This window comes from Terriglobia bacterium, assembly GCA_036496425.1.
GTDB lineage: Bacteria > Acidobacteriota > Terriglobia > 20CM-2-55-15 > 20CM-2-55-15 > 20CM-2-55-15.
In genome coordinates this window covers 1-15,931 of the sequence record DASXLG010000390.1, presented here as the reverse complement: position 1 = coordinate 15,931, position 15,931 = coordinate 1, and the positions used below count along the sequence as shown (strand labels likewise).

Here is a 15,931-nt window from a genome sequence, read left to right as displayed (position 1 = left end):
CAGGCTTCAGCCGACGCGGAGAAGTCATTCAGTGGCGGGCACGTGATGGCGATGACCGGCTCAACCATGAAAGTCTCCGGTGTCGAGTTCTTTCGAATGGGTCAGCACGAGAACCTTGCGAGGTATCCCATCCATTGGCATCTGGTTGGCGATGCGCAGGGGCAATACATTGAGAACTCTGCGATTCACGATACCTACAGCCGCTGTGTGACGGTACATGGCACCAACGATGTGCGGGTGGAGAATAATGTGGCGTACAACAACGTCGGCCACTGCTTCTTCCTCGAAGATGGCGTGGAACACGGTAACCAGTATCTGAACAACCTGGGGATACTGACCAAATGCCATCCCACCCGGCCCTGTACTTCGACAAATGCAGTAGTCGGAGTCTACGGAGGGGGCGGTCAAGGGCAAAATGCCACCGACCAGTTGATTCCTTCCGACAACACGGCGTCCACCTTCTGGATCACGAACCCCGACAATACCTACCGCGGGAATGTGTCCGCGGGTTCTGAGGCAACAGGCTTCTGGATGGCTTTTCCAGAACACCCAACGGGTAAGTTTGAAGGCACGGAGATCGCCGCGAAGACCTGGCCCCGTCGAACGCAATTTCGGGAGTTTTCCGGCAACGTCGCCCACTCCGACATCGAAGGGCTGATGTTGGATCGCGGACCCAATGCGCAGGGCAAATTCAACCTTGGCGGGAACACGTATCTGCCCTATACGGATCCCAGCGACACCAACAGCGCGAGGCTGCAAGCGGTGTTCAAAGACCTTACCATCTACAAGAGCAGGGGCGCTGCCATCTGGGCCCGTGGCGAGAATCATGTCTTTGACGGCCTGAAGATTGCCGACAGCGCTATCGGCTACACGCATGCGTACCCTGGCGTGGCCCCGTACCACGGCGACTATACCTCGAAAGTCGTGAACTCCCTGTTCGTGGGCGAAAGCGGCAATAAAGGCACCCCCAAAACCCCAGCGGAAATCGCGTATGGTCGAACCTTGCCTCGCAATGACGCGGATTACCCGATCCGTGGCTACGAGTATTACGATTTCCTCCACCATGTTGTGAATACCAGGTTCGTCAATTATGTGGACAATGCCACTCGCAAGACCGGAGCGATCTCGTACCTGCTGTACAGCAGCTTTCCAATCAGCACCAACAACGATGTCGAGAAGCTGACATTCGAAAACGCCAAGCCGGTGTATTTCCCACCGCAGGATCGCCGATGGTCCTTTTCCGGTGAATTCGGAAGTTTTTCAGGTTGGAGTGGCGCGGTGTTCCACGATATCGACGGGTCGGTCGGCGGTGTCCCCGATTCCTATGTCGTTATCGACAACGGGATCGCGGACGATGACAAAGCCTGTAAGATCGAGCCGTCCTGGAACGCCGCCGTATGTAAGGGTGATTTCGGGCGCATGCAGATTGGCGCCGTCGGCGGTGCTCGTGGAGGCCGTGGCGGCGGTGCCCCTAGAGGCGCTGCTCCCGCGACGGGCGCAGTTGCTGGTCGCGGCGCTGCTGCGGGCCGCGGTGGCCCTGGGGCAGCTCCGGCTGCGGGCGCTGCTGCTGCCCCTCGAGGCGGAGGTGGCGCCAGAGGAGGTGGAGCTGCACCGATCGTTCTCAGCCGCAATGGCAGGACGTTTAACGCCACCGGCGATACCACGGTCCGCGCCGGTACCGAGATCAAGGCGGAAACCGAAACGTCGCCCCTGAACATCAGCGTGCGGGAGCTGGACGGCGGCTCCTGGGTTATTTTCGAGCTGCCGGGATTCACCACCGCAACCACGGGCACGCCACAAAACAGCCTGGATGCGCTGCGCAACGCCACCGCCACCTCGTACTACCGCGGCGAAGGCTCACTTTGGGTCAAGCTTGTCTCGACCGGTGCCGGCGGTGCCGGCGGTGCCGGCCAGGGCGGTCGTGCCGTTGTAGGCAGTATTCAGGTCAGCAGGTAAAATTCAGGGGACAGACACGGAATTCAACACATCAAGACGGGACGTCGTCGCTTGTCCAAAGCGGCGGCGTCTTTGTATCGGTGAGTTGTTGAGGTCCCGGACCCGGTTTTTGAGCTGCGAGGCGGCGGCCGAGCAATCGTTCTGCTTCCTTAACAAAGGTTTCGTTTCCACAGGGGCGGCCCGTGAATGTCCGATCTCGCAGCCGATGATCGACTTTGTTCGAACCGTCGCGAGACTCATGCAACGTTTCTCTGAGTCAGTACACTAGAGGCGGATCACATCCAGACCGGCACCTTTAGCGGCCGTACATTGCCGTGCATCCGCGGACGCGAAGACGTCGGCTCCCCAGACCAGAGCACTGGAAATCTGCATGGCGTCGGAGGCGCGGAGGGAATTGGATTCGAGGAGGTCGATCCCGCCGAGGAGAACCTCATCGGTCATCGCGATTACCGCGGCATCGGCCAGATCCGCTTCCAGGGCGCGTTTGGCTGCTTTGTATTGCGAGTCGTTCAAAAGGCGTTCTCTGCGCCGCCGGCAAAGGGCCGAGATGATTTCCGGCAGGCATAACACGGAAACCGCCAAGCCGTCGGTGCGCTGCAAAAGCTCGTCGAACCGGCCGCTCTTTTCATCGGCAATGTAGCGCTTGGCGAGCGCCGACGAATCCGCAAAGAGGTTCACCTGCGATCCTCGAGGACGGCCTTGCTCAGCGATGGCGACTTCGTGACCAGCTTCAAGCCGGGTTTCCGCCAGGCCGGCTCCTTCCGCGGCCCCGGAGGTGTAAGGCGCGCCACCACCTTCCCGTGCCTCTGTATCTGTACTTCCTCACCTTTTTCAACGAGGTCCAGATAAGACGAAGCGTTGTTCCTGAAATCCGTGAATGAGACGGTCTTCATTGTTAAATTGTACATTCAAGTACAGAACTGAACAATTGAGAACTCGTGGGCCTGATTCAGAGCCGCACCCCGAATTATGACTTGAATCGAGCTAACTCGCGGGGATAAGCGAAGTCCGGAGCCGGAGAGGGCGGCGAATCAGTCGAAGTTCGGTTCAGTTGTCGTGGAGATCTGGCAGGCGTGACAAAGTCCGTACGATTCGATCGAGCGACTCCGGAGTAATCTCGTGGTTCGAGTCCCAGGTATATTCCCCGACGAGAGCCTTGCATATCAGACCGATAGCCTCATCGTCGGAAAGACCCATGCCGATCAGACGTTCCGATGTTTCCTTGAAGATCGGCGGATCGCCGATGCGGATATAGTCTTCGACTTCCCTATACATTGCGAGAGCGAAAAGGTTCATCCCCATCTCATCGGGCTCATGGACGTCATCTGCTGGCGTAACATCCGATAGCTCCACATCTGGCCGCACAGTGTAACCCATTGTTGCCATGAACTGCCGTGCCTGCGTGTCTGTGCAAATCGGTTCCAATAAAAGCTGAGTCTGCTTAAGGTCGATCAACGCGATCAGCGCTGCCTTTGTGGGTCTTCTCCGTGATTCGGTCTTGACCGCGCAGATCGGGTCTTCTGTGGGATACTCCGGCCCAAACGTGAGGACGGGCCAATATCTTTCAAGGTGATGCCAGATGCCGGCGATCAGGAAGGGACGCGCCGGCCAGCCCTGGGTCCATCGATCTCAAGGTCCCCAGAGAAGAGCGATGGCATCTCGGCCTCCTCCTCCTCGAATTCCAACAGGACGGCGTCGACTGGTGTGACATCTTCCGGGTCCAGCCTGGGCTGTATGGCGTAGCCGGATTTCGACACGAGTTTCCTCACTTCCGAGTTCGTGCAAGGCGGGGCGGCCCAGGCGATAAGATCTTCAATATCGGATCTGGCGATCAGTGCGCCGTACCATCGGCGAACACGAAGGGACATCCGTCCGGTTCATAATACGAAGATGTGATTGGGCCAGACGCTCGCTTCGTCGTCCGTTTTGGCTTTTTCATCGGCGCGCTTCCTGAAGACCAGTGTGCCTTCTGTTATGGCTTACGCATTTTATCCTGGATCACCTTCAACTCTTTGATCATCGCAACGTCTTTGGGTCTGCCCATCGCTTCTTTGGACAGAATAAGGTCGCCGATCGAGATAACTTTGCACGGCCGTCCAAAGAGTTCGATGGTTTGGGCGTTGGCTGAAACCCGCTCGAAGGGGCCAACACCAAGAACTTGGCTGATCAGGTCTACGATACCCAGATCGGTCTCCAAATAGAGGTTATTAATGTTGCGAATGTCTGCTGGAAGCTCCAAAAAAGAAAGTTTCTTCGGCGTCATCCGGTGTTTCGGGTTCAGATCCTTTAAAGAAAGCCTCAGATTGTGGATATTTTCAGGCGTCAGCAGGAGACAAAGATCCAAATCCTGCGTCACGAGAGAAGATCCGTGCAGCACTCCAGCAAATCCACCGACAATTACAAAATCGAATCCTTGATCAATGAAGCGTTGGAGAAGACGATTCAGGCTTTGGATAACTGCTCTCCGGCTCTCTTAAGTTCCAGTACCAGCGTCAATGCCGATTCATGCCTCTCCAGGCGTTCTTGGTAAGAACAGGTAAGCGTGGACTCCAACAACGAAATATCGATTCCGAATTCGATCGCCTCCGCAACTGCGGAAGACGTCTCGTTGTTACCGGAATTGAAGGCCGAAGAATCCTTGTGATCCACTACCCAAAGGATAGGAAATTCAATTAGAGACGTCAAATTGGGGCGCAGACTGTTTCGAAACCAACGAATCCCTCGGAAAAGAGCTCGCGGTCGAGACACTGAAAGCGTGTTTCTCTTCGATACAATTTTCGGAGCGAGAATGACCTTTGCCCAGTCTTATGCGAATTGCGAGGCGGTGTAGGCTGTCAAGCGCGCCCGAGAGATTTGGGGACGCACCCCGAATCGAATCTCGGATGCGTCCCTGGAATTCCTGGAATTCAGGAATTCACAGCGCTCAGCGTCCGTTTGAATCTAGAGCTCGCCTTGACGAGCGCCGCGCGACCATAGAGCACACGATCGTCACTAATGCCGATAGTCCGCCCAGGAAGATGGGCGACCATGGAAAGATGTGACGAAAGAGATTCAGCCCAAGATAGCTGTCCATGATGTTTTCGGCCAGAATCGTTTTTCGGAGGAACGCGAGTGCGGACCAGCCCAGCGAATAAACGAGGAGCGCGGAAAATGCTGCATCGCGTAAAAATGTTCGAAACAGCGGCTGTTTATAGCTTGGCGCAAGCAGTGTGACGGTGGGGTAGCCGACTACGGACTCCATCCCACACAAAGGACCCGAGCATACCACCGCAACAAGCAGGTAGATCAAGCCTTCGCCATCACCCCGTTGCGCGGTTTGTAGTCTGCTGATGCAAAATAACGAACCCCAAAGCAGAATATGCAGACCCAGGAACGTCGCGAAGAATGCCACGCCTCGTTCTATTTGCTCGTCGGTCATACTTACATTGAATAGCGAGCCATCATCCTAGTCGTAGACACAGTAAAAGTACGTCCTGGCTGGCGGCATTCCGTCCAAAAGGCGCCACGCATCCGGCCATCCTTCGGAAACTCGGGGACTGCCGGGAGCAGACTGAAGAGCCGTCCAGTAGCCCGACGCCGGCTTGCGCTGCAGATAGGCTTCACCTTCGCGAATGACCGCATTGAAGCCCGTTCCTCCCTGGTCCGCACATGCACCCGACGTTTCAAAACCCAGCTCCATCAGGGTCAGGAACGATAACTCTCCAGCCCGACCTTCAGGATCGAGCTTCATCGCCCCCTTCACCATGTATGCACATACACATAGATGCCGCCAAGCTCGCGCCATTCGAAAACGGCGCCTTCTGCTTCGAGTTGCTTCCGGATTGGCGGCGACTCGCCCATCTCCCATGTCACACCCTCTTCACTCAAAAGTTGATCGGCTACGAATCCCGGACAATGTGCGATCCGGGGATTTACCTGCCGGTTTCAGAGATAAGGTGCAAGCTGACGGCGAATTTCGGAGACAAAAGATCGGGCTTCTTCGAGGGCCTGTTCGGCGTCTTCCTTTTCCAGTCCGGAGAACAGGTTGTAATCGCTCTGTTGCCGGTCTTCCATCAGGTTCGACAGATTTCGTCCAAACTTTTTGTCGAGTCGTCCTGTCTTGACGAAATGAAGACCAACCAATGCGACTAAACCGCCATGGGATCGGCTCTCCAATCCTTCGGATAGCAGGAGCGCGTGAGCGGCGTAGTAAGCAGCATAGTAAGCGCGTGAGATCGCGTCTTCGAAATCATTTTGCGCGAGCAAGCGGTTGACGACTTCAAGTTTTTCATCCGCTTTGGCGAGATAGCCGCGGATCAACTCTTGCGTGCTCTTATCCAAGGGAGACACCTTCTCTTAAGACATTCTTCAGAAATGGCGTTGGTATTGCCGAAAATCTGTCGAAATCCTGGCGGCGGAACACCTTGGGAGAAACCAGCCGGCCCGTCGCAAGAAGGGCGTCCATCACCGCATCGTGGATGGCGTCCATCAAGTCCCGTTCGCGTTCGGCGACGACGATCAGAATATCGTAGTCGGAATACGGCTTTTCGTCTCCACGAACGCGTGAGCCGAAAAGTATTATTTTTTCAATACGCTCGCGCACGCCCGCAATGCCGGACAGAAAGGCTTGAATAGTCGCGTCATTCCTATCAAACGCCATGAAAGGATGATAGCTCTATTTTCGATCAAACACGAAGATGCCGTGCATCGGGTTCATCTTCATCAGGATCATTTTCCCAATGGCGTGGGGCGAGGGCGCAGCGCATCAACGCACTCCGATGAAACAGCGTTATTGCCCTCAATGGGCGTGGATTTCGCCTTGTTGCTGGCCGCCGGTATAATCAAGGCACTCAGCCCCGCGCACGGCCGGTGTCTGTCTCCAGAATTTGCATGTGCGGTAAACTTAAATCTGGCGCCAGGCTTGCCCAAACATCGTGATTGGAGAGAAATGAGCTATGAGTGTTCGTATTGAAGAGATTCTGAGCCTGAGCGTAAAGGACCGCCTTGAGCCGATCGAGGAGATCTGGGGGAGTATCGCATCCAAGCCCGAGTCCCTGCCGCTCACCTCCGCGCAACGAGAGGAATTGGATCGGCGCAAGCATGAACATGCCGTCGATCCGTCTGCTGCCCAGCCCTGGACTGAAGTCCATGACCGCCTGTTGAAACGAAAGAAGTGAGGGCAAGGCTCACTCCGGAAGCCGATCTCGATCGAGCAGTTGTTTGTAGATCGTTCGCCGCGTCACGCCGTAGGGGACGGTCATCGTTGCGGGCTTGAGGACGTCACGATCGATCTTCCATTGAGGCTTCGCCCTATCGGGCTCGCGCTCCGCGCCAAGCAATTGCCGGGCAGCTTCTCTCTCGTCTCCTTGCCGGTATTGAGCATCAATCTGCACCTGCTGCTGACGATCTCGGCGACTTCGAGATAAATATCGTGGGGATAATCGTCCGGGACCAGGTTCACAGCGCTTCCGCCGTATGGATCGCGTCCGAGGGCACTCAAATGCTGGTAGCCGTTACACGACCCATCCATGCTGATCGGCAAATGGGATCGGAAGCCGGGACCTGCCTCTCTTCTATAGCGTTTCCACTCGTGACAGGCGGCGAAGAACAGCCAGGGTTTATCCGCCTTGTCGCGCAACGGGCCTTCCCCCGGAAGGGGAATGCGTCGTTTTCCGGGGGAATGCATTCCCCCGGAACCGGCCTGACCGGAAGATATGACTTCACTTTGAGATTCGCTCCGGCCCCGACTCGGGTGGCCAACTTCGGTGGGCTCGCGCCTGCCAATCCCGCCGACCTCGATGCGCCGCCCGATATCTTTACCGCATTAACCGGCGTTACCACTGGTGGAATTCCAGGGACGGACCCGGGATTGTTGTTTTCAGAATCGGGTGCGTCCCTGGAATTCTATGGTTTCGCGAACCCTATCTTCTGTCGAATCGCTTCCGGCAAGTCTTTGAGCATTTGCTCCTGGCGACTCAGAATCTGCTCATGCCGGTTCAAGGCCTCTTCGTGCCGGACGAGAACGGCTTTGATTGTCTCCAGATCCTGGCGGATCGCCGCGAATTCCTTTCTCGTCTCCGCAAGTTTCGCAACGAATTGCGCCTGCGTATGCAGCAGGACTGCAATCGCGGTGTTCACGTTTCCATTGCCGCTTCGTGTTCTCGTCGCCATTTCCTCTCCTATTCTACCGTCGCCACGCTGTCATGGCCCTGTGCAATCGGCGCGCCATTATCGATGCCGTGTTATCAATGGCTTCGATGCGGTTGGAGCGACATGAGTCGAGCACAAACAGGTAATCGATAGAGGGGCATCGCGTTTATGTATAATTCTATTGTGAGTGCTCGACGGCAGTTTTCCCTGGAGTATTGGTCGGATGACGGCTGGTATGTTGGACGATTAAAAGAGGTGCCGGGAGTCTTTAGTCAGGGCGCGACGTTAGAAGAGCTAGAGGAAAACATCAAGGATGCCTACGCGCTGATGCTCGAGGGTGCTGACTCGATCCATCCCGGTTCCAAAACGAAAGATATCGCGCTCGAAACAATGTGAAGCGCGCGGAATTTGTCAGGGAACTGGAGGCATCAGGTTGTTTTCTCAAACGTCATGGCAAAAAGCACGATATTTATGCCAATTCCAAGAACGGAAGACAAAGCCCTGTTCCCCGCCACACCGAAATCAAAAACAGCTTGTGTGATCTGATCCGAAAACAACTCGACCTCGGCAAATGATAGGCGAAAACTTCCGTCCGCCGCCGGCACCGGTCGTGGATCATCTACCGCATGCGCTCCCTCATCGCGTCGCTCGTTTCGCTGGCCGCGTGCACGCCATCGCCGACAGATCTGAAGCCCGCGGCGGCGACGGGTTACATTCTCCCCGCCGAGCTGTCCACCGATCGCTGGTTTCTCGACGCCAAGACGGCAGCCGGTGGCTCGCTCCGCATCTACCTCGATAGCGCGGCGGCATGTACCTGACGAAGGATGCGGTGGCACGCCTGCGCCTCACCGTCGAGACGGAGGCCGCGGGAGGCGTGACGCTCACCGACACGGCGCGCGCGGCGCTCGGCGGCGGACCGGTCGAACGCGCAACGTCGTTCATCACGAAGACGGTGTTCGATCGCTGGCGCGCTAAGTACCCGGACTGGCGCGTGCCCGAGCACGCCGACAAGATCGACGGCAAAGAGGTCCCGATGATCGAGGTGCCGTAGCTCGTAGTCGGCGGCTACGATGTCGGACCGGTGTGGTTCGCGTGGCGTCCCGACCATGCGTTCCACGAGTAAATGGCGCAGTGGATGGACAAGCCGACGGAAGGCGCGCTCGGCGGCGACGCATATCGAACGCTGCGACTCAGCGTCGACTGGGTGGCCGGCACGGCAACGTTCGAACGTTAGTCCTCAATCTGCGGCGCGGACTCTTTACTGTCCAGAATGAGTAGCTCGCGGATAGTGGCTGCGGTAAGCTACCGGCTATGAAGACAACCCTCGTCGCCGCCGCCATTCTCAGCGCGTCCGTCTGTTTCGCTCAGGCACCGGGTCGAAATGATCTGGTCGCTACGACACTGCCGCTCGACAACGCGCCGAAGGCGGTTCCCGGCCCATACAAGGTCATGTCGGAGCCTGCGTTCGGCTCGCCGGCTCACGTTATTTTTCGCCCGGAGGATCCCGGCAAACTTCCCGGGAAAGACAAGTTGCCCGTGATGGTATGGGGCGACGGCGGCTGCGCCATCAACAGCGCGCGCTACTCGGGGTTCTTCACAACGATCGCGTCCCACGGCTTTCTAGTGATCGGCTCCGTCTCACAGCCCGGCGCTGAGCGCCGGCAGCAAAATGCGGACGATCTCCGAAAAGCGATCGATTGGGCGGAGAAAGAAAATGTGCGGACAGGCTCGCCCTTGAAAGGGAAGATCGCGACCGATCAGGTCGCCGTCATGGGCCAGTCCTGCGGAGGATTTCTTTCGATCACGCTAGGCGCTGATCCGCGCGTCAAGACCATCGGCGTGTTCAACTCCGGCGTGCAGCCCGCGAGGCCGGAATCGAACGAGGCCGCGGTGCAGAAAGTCCACGGCCCCGTGCTGCTGATTAACGGCGCCGAGCGGGATTTCCTGTCGCCGGCGTCGTTGGCGACCTTCGAACTGATCAATAGCGTGCCGGTCTTTTATGGCGCCCGTCACGGCGCTGGGCACACGGCCACGGTGGATCATCCGGGTGGCGGCGAATTCGCCAACGTCGCGTCGAACTGGCTCCTGTGGCAGTTCAAGAACGACAAGCGAGCCGGGAAAATGTTCGCCGGTAACGACTGCGACCTCTGCACAAACACAAACTGGGACGTTCGGGCAAAAGGATATAAGGACGCGCGCAATGAGGGTCCCGCGGCGACCTTCAACCGCGGCAGCAATCAACAGGCGTGGCAGAACGCCGGCTACAAGGCGGCGCTCGAAAAGTGCAAGAACCCGCCGCAGCCGTTCGCGATCTCCGTTGCCGCCAACCCTGCAACCGCAGCGGCGCCTCCGGCGCCTGTCCTGCCGCCGCCGATGTCGATTCCGGGGGTGCTGGAGGCGAGGCAGACCTGGAAAGTCGTTTGGTCATGGGAAGGCAACAACGTCGACGGCCCGATCGCGGCCGACAACGGCGCTATCCTCTTTGCGAACAACGACGCCGGCAACGTCATGCAATTCGATCCGGCGGCCGGGCTCGCGAAGATCGCCTATGCCGGCATCAATACCGCCGGCGCCGTCTCCCGCAGCAAGGCCGGTACGTTGTTTGTCGCCGCCCGCGGGCTCGGCGGCGGCATCGAAGAGCTTGAGCCATCGCGCAAGACGCTCGCCAGTTCCTTCAACGGCGAGCCGTTCGAATGTATCGGCGGCGTGCTCAACGATCTCTCCGCCGACGCGAAAGGCGGTGTGTACTTCTCCGTTACGGGTGCAGCGCAAAGCGGCGTCTTCTACGCCAGCCCCAATGGCGTCGTCTCACGATACGGAAAGGACGTGCCGCTTGCGAACGGCATCATCCTCAGCCCGGACGAGAAGACGCTGTACGTCACCAACGGCGCGATCGTTTACGCATTTGACGTGAACGTTGACGGGTCGCTGACAAACCAGCGGGAGTTTGGAAAGCTCCATGGCGGAACCGGCGGCGACGGATCGGCGGTCGATCAGCAGGGCCGTGTCTACGTCGCGACCGGATCGTCGGTCGACGTTTTCGCCGCGGATGGCAAATTCATCGGCACCATTCCAGGTCCACAGGGCCTGCACGGCACATTCTTCGGCGGCAGGGACAAGAAGACGCTCTACGCGATCGTCTTTTACGGCACGTGGGGCACGCCGAGCGCGCGCAACCAGATCATCGCCATCCCGACAATCGCGCAGGGCTATACCGGTCGGTCAAAATAGTCTCACGGCTACCGCGAAACTGAACCGCACTGGTCTGCGGAAAGCCGGTGTCAAGCGCGCAGGCTTAAGCGAAAAAATACGGCGACTCCAGGACTTGCCGGATGTCGAGCGTCCCCGGCGCGGGGAGTGAGGGGAGACCCACGGGACTGGACATCAGGACTTCCATAAAGAAGTTCGCCATGACGAGTTCGGAGTACATTCCGACGAATTCCTCCCGCAGCACACGGTTCAGCAGGTCGACATCGCCGGCATGAACGCCAAAGCTATCGTGGACCATCGCAAAATGCCGCAGGCCGCAGCTGTGGAGGCGATTCACCGTCAGCATCATGTGCGCGGCATCGAGAGAATGAACCAGGTGCGCGACGACGCCATCCACCTGCTTTCTCCAGTCGATCTTCCGATTCTGATCCTCTTTGTAGATCTTGATTCTCCGGTCCGCCGTGGCGAGGCGGACTTCCTTCGGTTCCCGGATCTCATGAACCACGGGAAAACCAGCCGGTGAGGTCCATGCCATGCCCAGCCCCACCTTCGCGAGACTGCGGGCAATGGTACGGAGCCACTTCATGATTTTGCCGGCCTCGACGGCGACGTCGGGAATGCTTTCCTCCAGGATTCTCGCCAGGTACCGGGCACATTTCTTCGGGTCTTCGCAGGATTGGATGACCTTCGTCTCGAGAAGCTGTTTGTAGATCGTTCCCCGAGTCACGCCGTAGGGGAGGGTCATCGTTGCGGGCTTGACCACGTTCATTTTCGGACCTGCAGATGGAGTTCATCAATGTAGCGATAGTGATCAGCGCGTGTTGTTCCGGACTGAGCGATAAGAAGGGCGTTCCCCAGTTCGGCAGCTTCCGGTCTTCGGAAGCCTTCAGTCGCATTTGCACGTCGAGCACGGCTGCCGACAGCGAGTCCAGGCCATTACCCACCAGATCTCTAGCCCACCTTAAGTCCGTCGCGAGGTGGAAGTCGCCCTTTTTGCCAGGGCGCAAGGCGCGCTCACGCACGCCGTCCGATTCGAGTCTTATTTGCCGCTCTGTCGTTGATACCTATCGGGATAGTCATAAATGTGCCGAATAATGTGCACCTATGGAGATAAAGAGCAAGCGCCATTTAGGTTTTCGGCCAACGTTCAGGACTTGCCAGGCTCAGCGTCCGTCTGAATCTAGCCTGACTTTCGCAGTTAGACTTCGTCTTGACGATGCAGCCATTCACTCCGGATACCATGAACACGTCGCCAGGATGAACTCGACAGCATCTTAGGCTTGTTTCTTTGTGCGCTTCGGCCAGTTGTACTGAATAGTGTCGCAAACGCTGCTGAATGCAACCGCGCGATCCGGCGTGAGCAGTATCAGTTGATGCGCTATCGCGGTACTCGCGATGATTCGGTCCGCCGGATCTCCATGAAAACGGCTCGGGAGCGCATTTTCAACCGCAGCAATCCGGGCGGAAATCGGCAGAACGCGCAGGTTCTCGGACAGGGCTTTGTCGAGCCATTGGGTGAATTCCATTCCGAAGTCCACTTTATGTTTGCGTCCAAGCATCGATGCCTCTAGAAGACTGATATCGGAAAGAAAGAAATGGTTGACGTCGTCTTGCATAATTCTTAACGCCTTAACCGGCAATGTTTCCGGTTCCTTGACACCATTGATCCAGGCGGCGGTATCGAGGAGAACATTCATCGGCTGGAACGCCACTGATCGTCCGGAAGGACAGACACAAGCAAGTCCGGCGTCAGCGGCTTACCTGCCCGCGCCGCTCCGAGAAATGTGCCGGCCCTGCCGGGAGGGATCGCCACGAAATAGGGTTTTCCACGGTGGGTCACCAGGATCGCTTCGCCATCATGCGCCATGCGTTGGTACCGGCTGTCATGTTTGAATTCGCGCAATGTAACGGTTTTCATGTTACTCATTATGAGTAACATTTTAGCATGCGCGTCCGGGTTATCTGGATACAGCTCCCAGGCGGATGCCGGTTTTTCGGCATGCACATTCCGGTTCGTCGGCGAATTTGCACGTTTCGTCGGGAAGACGAGGCGAGCATGTCGCTGCAGGAATACTCTCCGGGCAGAGGTATTCTCGATGAACACAAAAACGATTCTATTGGCTGCGCTGGTTGTGGCGGCCGTATCGATCGGCGTCGGCTGGACGCAATCCGGTATAGGGACGCCGGCGTTTGAAGCGGCGGTCGTGAAGGCCAATGACTCCGGTGATACCCGAGGTCAAGGATCACGCTTGCGAGGTGGGCAACTCACATGGCGCAACCTGCCGATTAAGATGATTCTGAATTATGCCTTCGCGGGCGGCGTCACGCGATTTGATCAATTTGAGGGCGGCCCCGACTGGCTGGAAACTGCGCGTTTTGATGTCATTGCCAAATCTGCAAACGATACGTCTCCCCAAGAAGTTCAACTGATGCTCCAGAATCTGCTGATCGACCGGCTCAAACTGCAGTTCCATCGCGAATTGCGGGTGAGGTCCGTTTACGCTCTCAAAGCTGGCAAGCAGCTGAAGCTGCGGAAGACTTCGGGAGGCAGTCCTGCCGGTTGCGGGACCGTCGATGGTGTGCAGGGGCAGAATCACAGGGACTGTATAAATGTAACGATGGCGGCACTGGCGGATGATCTACCGCAAATGGCACTGATGTATTTCGACCGGCCGGTACTCGATGCAACCGGCCTGAAGGATGTCTATGACTTCAAGCTGGACTGGGTCGGGCGCAGGTTTCCTACCACACAACCGAATGGAGCTGCCGATCCTGCCGGTGCCGTTCCCGTTGACCCCGAGTCCGGTCCGACCTTGTTCGATGCTCTACAGAAACTCGGCCTCAAATTGGAGGAGCAAAAGCTGCCGATTTCGACTATCGTGATTGACCATCTCGATCGAGTTCCGAGTGAAAACTGAGTCCATGCCGACAATCGCGAGTGCCCGCCGCTGGGAGACGGATCTGCTGAAGCTCGGGTTTTTCACCGCGGGCGTGGGCGGCGGCGTGATCTTGTTTTACGGCGCCTTCGACAAGGTAAATATCGAAATCATTTTCCTGCATACCTTCGTGATCGGCAGCTTGTGCTGGCTCATCATTCCGCAACTTGGCGAATACACGGAACATTGCTTTCGGCCGCTGCGATGGGCAGCGATTATTTCGTCGCTATCGGGCTTGGGGATCAGCGGTACGGCTATAGCATCCATAGTCGCGCATTACGCCATTCCCGAAATAAGAGGGATGCCGATTCTGGATCTATTCAGGAATGGTTTGCGGCCGGCTTTGGCAATGACAACGGTAGCAGGCGTGATCACGACACTGGTTGTTTCAGGTAACGATCGGCTTGTGTTGAGTCGCGCTGCTCTTCAGGAGCAGCGGCTCCAGCGAGAACGGGCCGAAAAGCTCGCAGCTGAAGCGCAATTGACATCTCTGGCCTCGCGAGTCCAGCCGCACTTTTTGTTCAATACGCTGAATTCAATCGCGGCACTCATCCGGGAAAACCCTGCAAAAGCGGAGAAGACTGTGGAGCAGCTTGCTTCACTTCTGCGATCCTCCCTGGAGAACAGCGGAAGCGTTCCGCTGGAGCAGGAACTGGAGTTGGTCCGCAATTACCTGGAGATTCAACAGACCAGGTTGGGCGAGCGGTTGAGTTTCGGCATTGCTGCCGATCCCGGGATCCGCGCCGAGGTCCCTGCCTTCGCGATCCAAACCCTGGTGGAGAATTCCGTGAAACATGTCGCCGGACAGCATCAGGGCGGGGTTCGCATTAACGTTCGCGCGAGCGCGGATAAGGACGTGCTCATTTCGGTCTCCGATGATGGGGCCGGGTTCGATCCCACCCTGATGAAGCACGGCGGGGGATTGGATATTCTGCAGGCCCGCCTGCACTCGGCTTTCAACGATCGGGCGGATCTGACCTTCGACCGGAAGCCGGAGGGCATGACCGTCCACCTTCGCGTCCCTGCATGTTGATGAAGGCTTTCCTGATCGACGACGAGCCGCTTGCAATAAAGCGCCTGCGCCGATTGATCGGCGAACACGCCGGCATCGAGATCGCCGGCTCTAGCACAGATCCGGGCGCCGCGCTGGCGGAGGTTCGCCGTCTCCATCCGGATGTCTTGTTTCTCGATATCGAGATGCCCGGTATTTCCGGCTTCGAGTTCCTGGAGCGGCTCGGCATGGCGCAGCCGCTGGTCGTGTTTACGACAGCTTACGACCGTTATGCTCTCGAAGCGTTCAAGGTCAACTCTATCGATTACCTTTTGAAACCGATCGAGGCAGCCCAACTTGCTCGCGCTGTCGCGAAACTCGAGCGGATGATGCGGGGAATGGAAGCCCGCGGAAATGTCGATGCTCTTCTGCGGCAAATGCGCGAAGTTGTCGAAGAGAAGAAGCCGGAATATCTGGTCCGTGTGCCTTCACGCGTGGGCAATCGCGTGGAACTCGTCCCGGTCGCAAATGTCAGCCACTTCTATGCCAAAGACAAGCTGACTTTCGCGGCTACAGGCAAGAAGGAGTACCCGCTCGATATCAGTATCGCCGAGCTCGAACGGCGGTTGCCGGTCCAGCAATGGGTGCGCATCCATCGGTCGACTCTCCTGAATATGGAAGCCATACAGGAACTCCGCAGCTGGTTCAG

At 57.5% G+C, this 15,931-nt stretch carries 25 protein-coding genes and 1 pseudogene; 10 read left to right on the top strand and 16 right to left on the bottom strand.

What is annotated here, in order from left to right; genetic code table 11:
- The coding region (locus VGK48_28750; protein ID HEY2385183.1) for a hypothetical protein at window positions 1-1,956 on the top strand (1,956 nt) is incomplete at its 5' end.
- 264 nt (window positions 1,957-2,220) lie between these two features.
- Here the strand turns inward: VGK48_28750 and VGK48_28745 are convergent.
- The 10 genes from VGK48_28745 to VGK48_28700 form a co-directional block, all read right to left on the bottom strand.
- Complete coding sequence (locus VGK48_28745) at window positions 2,221-2,634, bottom strand: type II toxin-antitoxin system VapC family toxin (GenBank protein ID HEY2385182.1); 414 nt, start codon at window positions 2,632-2,634, stop codon at window positions 2,221-2,223.
- Window positions 2,631-2,849 carry a type II toxin-antitoxin system Phd/YefM family antitoxin gene (locus VGK48_28740; protein ID HEY2385181.1) on the bottom strand — a complete coding sequence of 73 codons (219 nt, stop codon included), beginning with the start codon at window positions 2,847-2,849 and terminating at the stop codon, window positions 2,631-2,633. The genes VGK48_28745 and VGK48_28740 overlap by 4 nt, the downstream gene beginning before the upstream one ends.
- Before the next feature lie 154 nt (window positions 2,850-3,003).
- A complete protein-coding gene (locus VGK48_28735) occupies window positions 3,004-3,342 on the bottom strand; it encodes a hypothetical protein (GenBank protein ID HEY2385180.1) in 339 nt (112 codons plus the stop codon).
- Between the two features lie 203 nt (window positions 3,343-3,545).
- Complete coding sequence (locus VGK48_28730) at window positions 3,546-3,824, bottom strand: hypothetical protein (protein ID HEY2385179.1); 279 nt, start codon at window positions 3,822-3,824, stop codon at window positions 3,546-3,548.
- Window positions 3,825-3,928: 104 nt separating this feature from the next.
- Window positions 3,929-4,312 carry a nucleotidyltransferase gene (locus VGK48_28725; protein HEY2385178.1) on the bottom strand — a complete coding sequence of 128 codons (384 nt, stop codon included), beginning with the start codon at window positions 4,310-4,312 and terminating at the stop codon, window positions 3,929-3,931.
- A gap of 567 nt (window positions 4,313-4,879) precedes the next feature.
- The gene (locus VGK48_28720) at window positions 4,880-5,374 is read right to left on the bottom strand and encodes a hypothetical protein (GenBank protein HEY2385177.1); all 495 of its coding nucleotides are present in this window, start codon (window positions 5,372-5,374) and stop codon (window positions 4,880-4,882) included.
- Between the two features lie 27 nt (window positions 5,375-5,401).
- A complete protein-coding gene (locus VGK48_28715; GenBank protein ID HEY2385176.1) occupies window positions 5,402-5,686 on the bottom strand; it encodes a hypothetical protein in 285 nt (94 codons plus the stop codon).
- Between the two features lie 8 nt (window positions 5,687-5,694).
- Window positions 5,695-5,823 (bottom strand): hypothetical protein, encoded by a 129-nt coding sequence (locus tag VGK48_28710; protein HEY2385175.1) that lies wholly within the window; start codon window positions 5,821-5,823, stop codon window positions 5,695-5,697.
- 57 nt (window positions 5,824-5,880) lie between these two features.
- Window positions 5,881-6,276 (bottom strand): HEPN domain-containing protein, encoded by a 396-nt coding sequence (locus VGK48_28705; protein HEY2385174.1) that lies wholly within the window; start codon window positions 6,274-6,276, stop codon window positions 5,881-5,883.
- Window positions 6,269-6,595, bottom strand: coding sequence for a nucleotidyltransferase domain-containing protein (locus VGK48_28700; protein ID HEY2385173.1), 327 nt, complete (start codon window positions 6,593-6,595; stop codon window positions 6,269-6,271). Before VGK48_28700 ends, VGK48_28705 begins: the two co-directional genes overlap by 8 nt.
- 295 nt (window positions 6,596-6,890) lie before the next feature.
- Between VGK48_28700 and VGK48_28695 the strand changes: the two genes are divergently transcribed.
- Window positions 6,891-7,112 carry an addiction module protein gene (locus tag VGK48_28695; GenBank protein ID HEY2385172.1) on the top strand — a complete coding sequence of 74 codons (222 nt, stop codon included), beginning with the start codon at window positions 6,891-6,893 and terminating at the stop codon, window positions 7,110-7,112.
- 9 nt (window positions 7,113-7,121) lie between these two features.
- Here VGK48_28695 and VGK48_28690 read toward each other — a convergent pair whose 3' ends face one another.
- The 3 genes and pseudogenes from VGK48_28690 to VGK48_28680 form a co-directional block, all read right to left on the bottom strand.
- Window positions 7,122-7,328 (bottom strand): hypothetical protein, encoded by a 207-nt coding sequence (locus VGK48_28690; GenBank protein HEY2385171.1) that lies wholly within the window; start codon window positions 7,326-7,328, stop codon window positions 7,122-7,124.
- A gap of 8 nt (window positions 7,329-7,336) precedes the next feature.
- Window positions 7,337-7,621, bottom strand: a pseudogene (locus VGK48_28685) (DNA-directed RNA polymerase).
- 218 nt (window positions 7,622-7,839) lie between these two features.
- Complete coding sequence (locus tag VGK48_28680) at window positions 7,840-8,106, bottom strand: hypothetical protein (protein ID HEY2385170.1); 267 nt, start codon at window positions 8,104-8,106, stop codon at window positions 7,840-7,842.
- 162 nt (window positions 8,107-8,268) lie between these two features.
- Between VGK48_28680 and VGK48_28675 the strand changes: the two genes are divergently transcribed.
- The 5 genes from VGK48_28675 to VGK48_28655 all read left to right on the top strand — a co-directional run bounded on the left by VGK48_28675 (window position 8,269) and on the right by VGK48_28655 (window position 11,316).
- Window positions 8,269-8,481 carry a type II toxin-antitoxin system HicB family antitoxin gene (locus VGK48_28675; protein HEY2385169.1) on the top strand — a complete coding sequence of 71 codons (213 nt, stop codon included), beginning with the start codon at window positions 8,269-8,271 and terminating at the stop codon, window positions 8,479-8,481.
- Window positions 8,478-8,660 (top strand): type II toxin-antitoxin system HicA family toxin, encoded by a 183-nt coding sequence (locus VGK48_28670; GenBank protein ID HEY2385168.1) that lies wholly within the window; start codon window positions 8,478-8,480, stop codon window positions 8,658-8,660. Before VGK48_28675 ends, VGK48_28670 begins: the two co-directional genes overlap by 4 nt.
- A 51-nt stretch (window positions 8,661-8,711) precedes the next feature.
- Window positions 8,712-8,903, top strand: a complete 192-nt coding sequence (locus VGK48_28665) for a hypothetical protein (protein ID HEY2385167.1) — start codon at window positions 8,712-8,714, stop codon at window positions 8,901-8,903.
- Window positions 8,894-9,136 (top strand): hypothetical protein, encoded by a 243-nt coding sequence (locus VGK48_28660; GenBank protein HEY2385166.1) that lies wholly within the window; start codon window positions 8,894-8,896, stop codon window positions 9,134-9,136. The genes VGK48_28665 and VGK48_28660 overlap by 10 nt, the downstream gene beginning before the upstream one ends.
- Window positions 9,137-9,396: 260 nt before the next feature.
- Window positions 9,397-11,316 (top strand): SMP-30/gluconolactonase/LRE family protein, encoded by a 1,920-nt coding sequence (locus tag VGK48_28655; protein ID HEY2385165.1) that lies wholly within the window; start codon window positions 9,397-9,399, stop codon window positions 11,314-11,316.
- A gap of 64 nt (window positions 11,317-11,380) precedes the next feature.
- Here VGK48_28655 and VGK48_28650 read toward each other — a convergent pair whose 3' ends face one another.
- The 3 genes from VGK48_28650 to VGK48_28640 form a co-directional block, all read right to left on the bottom strand.
- Complete coding sequence (locus tag VGK48_28650; protein HEY2385164.1) at window positions 11,381-12,064, bottom strand: DNA-directed RNA polymerase; 684 nt, start codon at window positions 12,062-12,064, stop codon at window positions 11,381-11,383.
- 505 nt (window positions 12,065-12,569) lie between these two features.
- Entirely contained in the window at window positions 12,570-12,992 is a 423-nt protein-coding gene (locus VGK48_28645; GenBank protein ID HEY2385163.1) for a type II toxin-antitoxin system VapC family toxin, read from the bottom strand.
- Window positions 12,989-13,213: a hypothetical protein gene (locus tag VGK48_28640; protein ID HEY2385162.1), complete on the bottom strand. Its 225-nt coding sequence runs from the start codon at window positions 13,211-13,213 to the stop codon at window positions 12,989-12,991. Before VGK48_28640 ends, VGK48_28645 begins: the two co-directional genes overlap by 4 nt.
- A gap of 178 nt (window positions 13,214-13,391) precedes the next feature.
- Here VGK48_28640 and VGK48_28635 point away from each other — a divergent pair, with 178 nt between their 5' ends.
- The 3 genes from VGK48_28635 to VGK48_28625 form a co-directional block, all read left to right on the top strand.
- Entirely contained in the window at window positions 13,392-14,213 is an 822-nt protein-coding gene (locus VGK48_28635; protein ID HEY2385161.1) for a TIGR03435 family protein, read from the top strand.
- The gene (locus VGK48_28630; GenBank protein HEY2385160.1) at window positions 14,203-15,264 is read left to right on the top strand and encodes a histidine kinase; all 1,062 of its coding nucleotides are present in this window, start codon (window positions 14,203-14,205) and stop codon (window positions 15,262-15,264) included. The genes VGK48_28635 and VGK48_28630 overlap by 11 nt, the downstream gene beginning before the upstream one ends.
- On the top strand, window positions 15,258-15,931 hold a 674-nt coding region (locus VGK48_28625), incomplete at its 3' end, for a response regulator (GenBank protein ID HEY2385159.1). The genes VGK48_28630 and VGK48_28625, both read left to right, overlap by 7 nt.